The organism is Micromonospora arida (assembly GCF_003857035.1).
GTDB lineage: Bacteria > Actinomycetota > Actinomycetes > Mycobacteriales > Micromonosporaceae > Micromonospora > Micromonospora arida.
Genome location: NZ_QGSY01000134.1, coordinates 43,294 through 53,918 on the forward strand (window position 1 = coordinate 43,294; position 10,625 = coordinate 53,918).

General features: G+C 70.6%; 6 protein-coding genes. 4 read left to right on the forward strand and 2 right to left on the reverse strand.

Going from position 1 to position 10,625, the window contains the following annotated elements; genetic code table 11:
• Positions 1-79 precede the first annotated feature (79 nt).
• The gene (locus DLJ58_RS08025; RefSeq protein ID WP_124854565.1) at positions 80-1,363 is read left to right on the forward strand and encodes a citrate synthase; all 1,284 of its coding nucleotides are present in this window, start codon (positions 80-82) and stop codon (positions 1,361-1,363) included.
• 267 nt (positions 1,364-1,630) lie between these two features.
• On the opposite strand, the gene DLJ58_RS08030 is transcribed toward DLJ58_RS08025, so the two are convergent.
• Both DLJ58_RS08030 and DLJ58_RS08035 read right to left on the reverse strand, forming a co-directional pair.
• Positions 1,631-2,275 (reverse strand): maleylpyruvate isomerase N-terminal domain-containing protein, encoded by a 645-nt coding sequence (locus DLJ58_RS08030; protein WP_158629561.1) that lies wholly within the window; start codon positions 2,273-2,275, stop codon positions 1,631-1,633.
• 589 nt (positions 2,276-2,864) lie between these two features.
• Positions 2,865-4,304 (reverse strand): glycosyltransferase family 4 protein, encoded by a 1,440-nt coding sequence (locus DLJ58_RS08035; RefSeq protein ID WP_124854567.1) that lies wholly within the window; start codon positions 4,302-4,304, stop codon positions 2,865-2,867.
• A gap of 317 nt (positions 4,305-4,621) precedes the next feature.
• Here DLJ58_RS08035 and glgX point away from each other — a divergent pair, with 317 nt between their 5' ends.
• From glgX to treZ, 3 genes are all read left to right on the forward strand, one after another.
• Positions 4,622-6,739: a glycogen debranching protein GlgX gene (glgX, locus tag DLJ58_RS08040; protein WP_124854568.1), complete on the forward strand. Its 2,118-nt coding sequence runs from the start codon at positions 4,622-4,624 to the stop codon at positions 6,737-6,739.
• A 1-nt stretch (position 6,740) separates the two neighbouring features.
• Positions 6,741-9,047, forward strand: coding sequence for a malto-oligosyltrehalose synthase (gene treY, locus DLJ58_RS08045; protein WP_124854569.1), 2,307 nt, complete (start codon positions 6,741-6,743; stop codon positions 9,045-9,047).
• Positions 9,044-10,625, forward strand: a 1,582-nt coding sequence (treZ, locus tag DLJ58_RS08050; RefSeq protein ID WP_124854570.1) for a malto-oligosyltrehalose trehalohydrolase, incomplete at its 3' end; no start/stop codon positions are given. The genes treY and treZ, both read left to right, overlap by 4 nt.

The window sequence follows — 10,625 nt, forward strand, 5'->3', positions numbered from 1 at the left end:
GGGCGTTGTCCCCCGAGCCGCAATTACGGTAGAAGCGAAGGCAATTCAACGTAGATCTGCCGGCGAAGCGAGGAACCACATGACGGAAGTCAAGCTCGATCACCCCGGTGGGCAGCTGTCGATGCCGGTGCATCCTGCGGTCGAGGGCCCCGCCGGTGTCGGGGTGAGCAAGCTGCTGAAGGAAACCGGGATGACCACGTACGACCCCGGTTTCGTCAACACCGCCGCTGCCTCATCCGCGATCACCTACATCGACGGCGACGCGGGCATCCTGCGTTACCGGGGGTACCCGATCGAGCAGCTGGCCGAGAAGTCCTCCTTCCTGGAGGTCTCCTACCTGCTCATCTACGGTGAGCTGCCGACCGAGCAGCAGCTGACCGAGTTCACCGAGTGGATTCGGCGGCACTCGCTGCTGCACGAGGAGATGCGTCGCTTCTTCGACGGCTTCCCCCGGGACGCCCACCCGATGGCGGTGCTCTCGTCCGCGGTGAGCGCCCTGTCCACCTTCTACCAGGACAGCCTGGACCCGTTCGACTCCGAGCACGTGGAGATCTCCACGGTCCGGCTGATGGCGAAGGTCCCCACCATCGCCTCGTACGCGTACAAGAAGTCCATCGGTCAGCCGCTGCTGTACCCGGACAACTCGCTGGGGTACGTGGACAACCTGCTGCGGATGACGTTCGGCGTGCCGGCGGAGCCGTACGAGGTCGACCCGGTGATGTCGAAGGTGCTGGACATGCTCTTCGTCCTGCACGCCGACCACGAGCAGAACTGCTCCACGTCGACCGTCCGCCTGGTCGGCTCCAGCAACGCCAACCTGTTCGCCTCGGTCTCGGCCGGCGTGAACGCGCTGTTCGGCCCCCTGCACGGTGGCGCGAACCAGGCGGTGCTGGAGATGCTCCAGCAGATCCACGCCGGCGACGGCGACGTCCGGTCCTTCGTCCGCAAGGTCAAGGACAAGCAGGACGGCGTCAAGCTGATGGGCTTCGGCCACCGGGTCTACAAGAACTACGACCCGCGGGCGGCGATCGTCAAGAAGGCCGCGCAGGACGTGCTGGGCCGGATGGCCAAGCCGGACCCGCTGCTGGACATCGCCATGGAGCTGGAGGAGATCGCCCTCGCGGACGACTTCTTCGTCTCCCGTCGGCTCTACCCGAACGTGGACTTCTACACCGGCCTGATCTACAAGGCCATGGGTTTCCCGACCAAGATGTTCACCGTGCTCTTCGCGCTCGGCCGGCTCCCCGGCTGGATCGCCCAGTGGCGCGAGATGATCAACGACCCGGAGACCAAGATCGGCCGTCCGCGGCAGGTCTACGTCGGCTCCGCCGAGCGGGACTACGTCCCCTTCGGCGAGCGCTGACCCGCTCCTCGCTACGCCAGCAGGCCGTCGACCCCTCCGGGGTCGGCGGCCTGCCGCGTTTCCGCGCTCCGAGCTGCCCCGTCACGCCCGTGATCGACTCGAGTTCCTTGAAGGCGCGGTGTTCCTCGTGCCAGGACACCCCGACTTTCAGAAAGCCGAGTCGATCACGGGCGGGGTGACGCCGGGGGCAGGCCCCCAGCCTTGGGCGTCAGGAGGCCCCGGGTGGCGGGCCCCGGGCCCCGGGTGGTCGGCGACCGGGGCGGGCGGTCAGAAGGCGGAGATGTTCCGGGATCGCTCGCTGCGACTCAGTGCGCTGATCAGCGCGGACTGGCCGTTACGACGCACGGCCAGGCGGACCAGCAGGTCGCGTACGGGGTCGAAGACGTCGGCCGGGAACTCCGGCGTGGGCACGCCGACGCTCACCGCGAGGTCGTCGGAGTGGACCACGATCTCCAGCTGACGGGTGAGCAGGAACTCGCTGCGCGGAAGGGCCCAGCCCTGCCAGGGAATCGGCACGATGTCACGGGCGGCACCCCGGGAGAGCAGGTCGCCGACCTCTTCCAGCGCCTGGGCGGAACGGGCGTGCAGGTCGGCCGGTCCGCGTACGGCGTCGGCCTCGTCGGGGCCGGAGGCGACGGAGTCCTTGTCCGGGGAACCCTCGGTGACCCAGGCGGCCCGCTCGTAGTGGTTGTCGGCCGACTTCAGGGTGGGCAGATCGCTCGGCGCCGGCAGCAGTTCCGCGGCACGGACCGCCTGTCGTCCCAGGTGACACGCCAGCCCACCCACCGACAGGTGTGGCAGGGCGCTCGGGCTCGACCACTGCTCGGTCACCTCGGGGCGTCGGATCAGGTCCAGCGCGATCGAGGCGGCGATCGGAAAGCTGGCATCCAGGGCGTCGACAGGACGAGACATCCGCACATTCTGACAGCCCCGGCCGACCGGCGCCGAGCTGCGCGGCCCCGGCCCCGACGGCCCGAGACTGGTGCGCCGAGGGCGGGCTGAGCGGCCCTGGCCCGACGGCCCGAGACTGGTGCGCCGAGGGCGGGCTGAGCGGCCCTGGCCCGACGGCCCGAGACTGGTGCGCCGAGGGCGGGCTGAGAGGCCCTGGCCCGACGGCCCGAGACTGGTGCGCCGAGGGCGGGCTGAGCGGCCCTGGCCCGACGGCCCGAGACTGGTGCGCCGAGGGCGGGCTGAGCGGCCCCGGCCCGACGGCCCCGACATTGAGCGGCGCGGCCGGGCCCAGCGGCGAGCTACCCGGCCGGCGCCCCGGCGCCTCGCGCCCGGCAGCGTAGCCCGGCGTCCCACCGCTGAGCTGTGCGGTGCGCTCCTCACGTCATGATCGACTCGGCTTTCAGGAAGTCGGGGGGTCTCCGGCGCCGGGACACCCCGACTTCAAGAAGGCCGAGTCGATCAACCGCAAGTCGGGTGGTCCGCAGCACCGGGATACCCCGACTTCAAGAAGGCCGAGTCGATCAACCGCAAGCGGGCCGGACGGCGAGGGTCAGCGCAGGCCGGCGGCGGCGAGCAGGTTGCCCTCGGGCAGCGCCGGGAGGGCCCGACCCTGCGACATCCGCTGCTCGGCGCGCTCGGCGGTGAACGCGGCGTCGTGGTGGATGGCAGCGGCGTAGCTGGCGGCGGTGCGCTGGGCGATCGCGGCCCAGCCGTACTGGTCGTGGACCATCCGGCGGGCACGGCGGGCCATGACGCGGGAACGGTCAGGGTCCGACAGCAGCGCGTCAACGGCGTCGGTCAGGCTGTCCGGGTCGTGCGGACGGAAGGTCATCCCGGTGACGCCCGGCTCGATGATCTCGCCGAGGCCACCGGTGGCGGCGACGGCGAGCGGAGCGCCGGCCGCGGCGCCTTCCAGGGCCACCATGCCGAACGGCTCGTAGATGCTCGGCACCGCGAAGCAGTCGGACGCGGCCATCAGCGCCGGCAGGTCGGTGCCGCCCAGGAAGCCCGGCATGGTGACCATGCCGCCCAGGCCGCGGCGGTGCACCTCGGCCTCCAACTCGGCGCGGTACGGGCCGTCACCCGCGATCACGGCACGCAGCCCGGGGTGCCGCTCGCGCAGCCGGGGGAGCGCGGCGATCAGGTGCTGGACGCCCTTCTCGTACACCAGGCGGCCGGCGAAGGTGACCAGCGGGCCGTTCCCGGCGAAGCGGGCGCGGGCGGCGGCCACGGCACGCGCGGGCACCCGCCAGCGGCGCGGCTCCACGCCGTTGGCGACCACGTCGACCCGCCCGGCGGGTACGCCGAACAGCGCGTTCACCTCGTCGCGCATGTACCCGGAGCAGACGATCACCCGGTTGGACTCGCTGCTGAGCCACTGCTCGACGCCGTGGATGGTGCGGTTCATCTCCTCCGGCAGCCAGCCCTGGTGCCGCCCGGCCTCGGTGGCGTGGATCGTGGTGACCAGCGGGATGTCCAGGTGGTCGCGCAACGTCATCGCGGTGTGCGCGACGAGCCAGTCGTGGGCGTGGATGACGTCGTAGGAGCCGGCCTGGGTGGCGCGCAGGGCGGTGCGGGTGAGGGTGTGGTTGAAGGCCATGGTCCAGGCCAGCAGTGAGCCGGTGGCGAGGGGGAAGGCCACCGGGTCTTCGGGGGCGCGCAGGATGCGCACGCCGTCGGCGTACTCCTCCAGGGGCGCGCCCTCGGAGTGGCGGGTGACGACGGTGACCTCGTGGCCGGCGGCGGCCAACGCCACCGACAGCGCGTGCACGTGTCGACCGAGACCGCCGACGAGCACCGGCGGGTACTCCCAGGACAGCATGAGGATGCGGCGGGTCTGCGGGGGCACCCCGGGGCCGGACTGCGCCGGCACGGGCGTGCCGGGCTGCGCGGTGGGACCGGACTGCGCGGGGGGCCGGGAGGTCACGGTGGGCCGGTGGGCCCGGTCCTTGGTGGCAGCGAGCTGCTCGTCGACCCGCAGGGTCGTCACATCAATCTCCGTCCATGCATGGTGGTACGCGCCGGCGTCAGTGGCGGCGGAGCGAGAGGTGTAAGGGGTGGCCGAGGGCCTGGCGGGCACGCGCGGACGCTTGTCCCCGATCAAGGAAAGTCCATCGGCCCCAAGAACGCACCTTCAAAAGGGTGATCGTGACGGAGGACACCTGAGGTGCAAAGCGCGCATCAGACAGGTGTTTTCCGGGCAGCGCCTGGAAGGATGGATTGGTGCGCCTGGGCCGGGGGCACTACCTGCATGCGTGCGGGCAGCGATCGGCCGGTGCGCACATAACCATGGGTTGAAGGAGCGAGATGCAGGTCTGGCCGGGCGAGCGGTATCCCCTGGGCGCCACCTACGACGGGATGGGCACCAACTTCGCCATCTTCTCCGAGGTAGCCGAGCGGATCGAGCTGTGCCTCTTCGACGAGTGGGACACCGGCGCGGAGCGCCGCGTCGAGCTGCGCGAGGTGGACGCCTACGTGTGGCACGCGTACCTGCCGGGCATCGAGCCGGGCCAGCGCTACGGCTACCGGGTGTACGGCCCGTACGACCAGGCGAACGGGCTGCGCTGCAACCCGCACAAGCTGCTGCTCGACCCGTACGCCAAGGCCATCGACGGTGACGTGGAGTGGGACCCGGCGGTCTACGACTACGACATGGACGAGCCGGAGCGGATGAGCGAGACCGACTCGGCGCCGTTCATGCCGAAGTCGGTGGTGGTCAACCCGTACTTCGACTGGGGCAACGACAAGCCGCCGCGCACCCCTTACCACCACTCGGTGATCTACGAGGCGCACGTGCGCGGGCTGACCATGCGCCACCCGGACATCCCGGAGGAGCTGCGCGGCACGTACGCGGGCATCGCCTCCCCGCCGATGATCGACTATCTGACCCGGCTCGGGGTGACGGCGATCGAGCTGATGCCGGTGCACCAGTTCATCCACGACAACCGCCTCGTCGATCTGGGGCTGCGCAACTACTGGGGTTACAACACCATCGGCTTCTTCGCCCCGCACCACGGCTACTCGGCGCTGGGCCGACTCGGCCAGCAGGTGCAGGAGTTCCGGGGCATGGTCAAGGCGCTGCACGCCGCCGGCATCGAGGTCATCCTCGACGTGGTCTACAACCACACCGCCGAGGGCAACCACCTCGGGCCGACGCTGAGCTTCAAGGGCGTGGACGCCCCGAGCTACTACCGGCTCAGCGAGGAGGACCGCCGCTACTTCGTCGACTACACCGGCACGGGCAACAGCCTCAACGTGCGTAGCCCGCACTCGCTGCAACTGATCATGGATTCGCTGCGCTACTGGGTGACCGAGATGCACGTCGACGGCTTCCGGTTCGACCTGGCCGCCACCCTGGCCCGCGAGTTCTACGAGGTGGACCGGCTCTCCACCTTCTTCGAGGTGGTGCAGCAGGACCCGGTGGTCAGCCAGGTGAAGCTCATCGCCGAACCGTGGGACGTCGGCCCCGGCGGCTACCAGGTGGGCAACTTCCCGCCGTTGTGGACGGAGTGGAACGGCAAGTACCGCGACACCGTGCGGGACTTCTGGCGCGGCGAGCCGGCCACCCTCGCCGAGTTCGCGTCCCGGATCTCCGGCTCCGCCGACCTCTACCAGGACGACGGCCGCCGGCCGTTCCACAGCATCAACTTCGTCACCGTGCACGACGGGTTCACCCTCAACGACCTGGTGTCGTACAACGACAAGCACAACGAGGCCAACGGTGAGGACAACCGGGACGGCGAGAGCCACAACCGGTCCTGGAACTGCGGGGTCGAGGGCGACACCGACGACGAGGCGGTCCTCGCCCTGCGGGCCAAGCAGCGGCGGAACTTCCTGGCCACCGTGATGCTGTCGCAGGGTGTGCCGATGATCGGTCATGGTGACGAGCTGGGCCGCACCCAGCACGGCAACAACAACGTCTACTGCCAGGACAGCGAGTTGGCCTGGGTCGACTGGGACAACGTCGACGAGCAGCTGCTGGAGTTCGTGCAGACGCTCACCGCGTTCCGCAAGCGGCACCAGGTGTTCCGGCGTCGCCGCTTCTTCACCGGCCTGCCGGTGAACGGGCGCGGCATCGACGAGCCGCTGCCCGACCTGGCCTGGCACACCCCGGACGGGCGGGAGATGACCGGCGAGGACTGGGGCAACGACTTCGGCCGTTCGGTGGCGCTCTTCGTCAACGGTGAGGGCATCCGCGAGCGCGGCCAGTACGGCCAGAAGCACCACGACGCGTCGTTCCTGCTCTGCTTCAACGCCCACGACGCGCCACTGGACTTCACCATGCCCGGCAGCGAGTACGGCCAGAAGTGGGAACGGGTCATCAGCACCGCCGAACCCGAGCCGGACGACGCCGCCGTGATCAGCGCGGGCGGCACCATCCGGGTGCCGGACCGCTCCCTCGTCGTGCTGGAGAGGACGATCTGACATGCCGGCCACCCCTCCCAAGGCCACCTACCGCATCCAGGTCCGCCCCGGCTTCGACCTGGACGCCACCGCCGCGATCGTCGACTACCTGGACGACCTCGGCGTCAGCCACCTCTACAGCGCCCCGCTGCTGACCGCCACCCCCGGCTCCCAGCACGGCTACGACGTGGTCGACCACCGGGCCGTCAACCCGGAGCTGGGCGGGGAGGCCGCCCGGCAGCGGCTGCTGGCCGCCCTGCGCGACAAGCAGCTCGGCCTGGTCGTCGACATCGTGCCCAACCACGCCGGGGTCGCCGTACCGGCCGCCAACCCCGCCTGGTGGGACGTGCTGCGCCGGGGGCGCGACTCGTCGTACGCCGACTGGTTCGACATCGACTGGGACCGGGGCCGGCTGCTGCTGCCGGTGCTGGGCGACGACCCGGCCGCCCTGGACGACCTCAAGCTGGTCGACGGGGAGCTGCGCTACCACGAGCACCGCTTCCCGGTCGCCGACGGCACCGGCGACGGCAGCGCCCGGGAGGTGCACGACCGGCAGCACTACGAGCTGGTCTCCTGGCGGCGCGGTGACGCCGAGCTGACGTACCGCCGATTTTTCGCCATCGCGGGCCTGGCGGGTCTGCGCGTGGAGGACCCGGCGGTCTTCGCCGCCACCCACGAGCTGATCCTGCGCTGGGCCGCCGCCGGGGAGGTCGACGGCATCCGCGTCGACCACCCGGACGGCCTGCGCGACCCGGCCGGCTACCTGGCCCGGCTGCGGGAGGCCGCGCCGGACACCTGGCTCGTGGTGGAGAAGATCCTGGAGTACGGCGAGGAGCTGCCGGACTGGCCGGTGGACGGCACCACCGGCTACGACGCCCTGGCCATGGTCGGTGGGCTCTTCATCGACATCGACGCCGAGGGCGACTTCACCGTGCTGGACACTCACGTGACCGGCCGGCACACCTCCTGGGAGGACCTGACCCACGCCACCAAACTGGCCGCCGCCACCCGGCTGCTCGCCGCCGAGCTGACCCGGCTGGCCGCCCTCGCCCCCGAGGTTCCGCCCGAGCAGGCCCGCGCGGCGCTCGCCGAGCTGGCCGCCGCGTTCGCCGTCTACCGGGGCTACCCGCCGCACGGCGCCCGGCTGCTCGCCGCCGCCCGCTCCGAGGCGGGTCGCCGCCGCCCCGACCTGGCCGGCGCCCTGGACGCGGTGACCCGCCGGCTGCGCAACCCCGACGACGAGCTGGGCATGCGGTTCCCGCAGCTCACCGGCGCGGTGATGGCCAAGGGCGTGGAGGACACCGCCTTCTACCGGTGGACCCGGTTCGTGGCGCTCAACGAAGTTGGCGACAGCCCGGTCCGCTTCGGCGTGCCACCCGCGGAGTTCCACCGCTTCGCCACCGCCCAACAGGTCCGCTGGCCGGCCAGCATGACCACCCTCTCCACCCACGACACCAAACGCGGCGAGGACGTCCGCGCCCGCCTCGCCGTGCTCAGCGAACTGCCGGCCCGCTGGGCCGAGCAGGTCAAGGCATGGATGGAGTACGCGCCGCTGCCCGACCCGGCCTTCGCCCACCTGCTCTGGCAGACCGCCGTCGGCGCGTGGCCGATCGAGCGGGAACGGCTGCACGCGTACGCCGAGAAGGCCGCCCGGGAGGCCGGGGCCTCGACCAGTTGGGCGGACCCCGACCCGGCCTTCGAGCAGGCCCTGCACACCCTGGTCGACCTGATGTACGACGACCCGAGCCTGCACGACGAGCTGAGCGAACTCGCCGCCGCGATCACCCCCGCCGGCTGGTCCAACTCGCTGGGGCAGAAGCTCATCCAACTCACCATGCCCGGGGTGCCGGACACCTACCAGGGCACCGAGCTGTGGGACAACTCCCTCGTCGACCCGGACAACCGCCGCCCGGTCGACTTCGACGTACGCCGAGAAATGCTGGCACGCATCGACGGCGGCTGGCGTCCCCCAGTCGACACCGACGGAGCGGCGAAGCTGCTCGTCGTGTCGCGGACCCTGCGGTTGCGGCGGGCGCACCCGGAGCTGTTCACCACCTACCGGCCGGTGCCCGCGCAGGGGCCGGTGAGCCGGCACGCGGTGTCCTTCGACCGGGGCGGGGTGATCGCCGTGGCGACCCGGCTCCCGCTGGAACTGGCACGTGTCGGTGGGTGGTGCGACACAGCCCTGTCACTTCCCGTTCACGAGATGAAGGACCTGTTCACCGGGCGGGTCTACAGTGGCGGAGAGACGCCGCTGGACACCCTCCTGGCCGATTACCCCGTCGCTCTGCTGGCTCCTCCCACCGCTGCCGAGGAGGCCGTTTCATGACCGAATTCTCCGTCTGGGCACCGGACGCCACCCGGGTGCGGCTGCGTCTGGCCGGCGACACCGACCACGAGATGCGCGCCGCCACCGACGGCTGGTGGAAGGTCGACGTGCCCGACGCCGGCGCCGACTACTCCTTTCTGCTGAACGACGACGAAACCCCACTGCCCGACCCCCGGTCACCGTGGCAGCCTGCGGGAGTGCACGGGCCGAGCCGCCGCTACGACCATCTTGCGTTCCAGTGGACCGATTCCTCCTGGACGGGCCGGCAGCTGCCCGGCAGCATCCTCTACGAGCTGCACATCGGCACCTTCACCCCGGAAGGCACCTTCGACGCGGCCATCGACCGCCTCGACCACCTCGTGTCGCTCGGTGTCGACCTGATCGAACTGCTCCCGGTGAACGCCTTCAACGGCGAACACAACTGGGGGTACGACGGCGTCTGCTGGTACGCCCCCCACGAGCCCTACGGCGGCCCCGACGGCCTGAAACGGTTCGTCGACGCCGCCCACGAGCGCGGGTTGGGGGTGATCCTCGACGTTGTCTACAACCATTTCGGGCCCTCCGGGGCCTACGCGCCGCAGTTCGGTCCGTACCTCGCCGAGCAGAGCAACAGTTGGGGCCGCTCGATCAACCTGGACGGCCCGCACTCCGACGAGGTACGCCGCTACATCATCGACAGCGTGCTCATGTGGCTGCGCGACTACCACGTCGACGGGCTGCGGTTGGATGCGGTGCACGCGCTGCCGGACACCCGGGCGGTGCCTCTGCTCGAAGAGTTGGCCATCGAGGTCGAGTCGCTGTCGACGCACCTGGGTCGGCCGCTGTCGCTGATCGCCGAATCGGATCTCAACGACCCGCGGCTCATCACGCCCCGGGAGGCGGGTGGGTTCGGGCTGCACGCGCAGTGGAACGACGACGCGCACCACGCGCTGCACACGTTGCTGACGGGGGAGCGGCACGGCTACTACGGCGACTTCGGCTCCCTCGAAACGCTGTCGGACGTGCTGACGGGTGGGTTCTTCCACGCGGGGACCTGGTCCAGCTTCCGTAACCGGCACCATGGGCGACCTCTGGATTCGCGGGTGCCTGGGCATCGGCTGGTGGCCTACCTACAGAACCACGACCAGATCGGGAACCGGGCTACCGGGGATCGGATCTCGGCTTCTCTCTCACCCTCGCTGCTGCGGGTTGGCGCTGTGTTGCTGCTGACCGCGCCCTTTACTCCGATGCTGTTCATGGGGGAGGAGTGGGCTGCTTCTACGCCGTGGCAGTTCTTCACCTCGCACCCGGAGCCGGAATTGGCCTCTGCGGTGCGCACCGGGCGGCGGCGGGAGTTCGCGTCGCACGGGTGGCCGGAGGGGGACGTGCCCGATCCGCAGGACCCGGAGACGTTCGTACGGTCGCGGTTGGACTGGGCGGAGCTGGACAAGCCTGAGCATGCTTCGATGCTGTCGTTCTACCAGCGGTTGATCGCCCTGCGTCGGTCTTCTCCGGACCTGTCGGATCCTCGGATGCACGAGGTGTCTGTGCAGCACGGGGACCAGTTCCTGGTGATGCGGCGGGGGGACACGCTTGTCG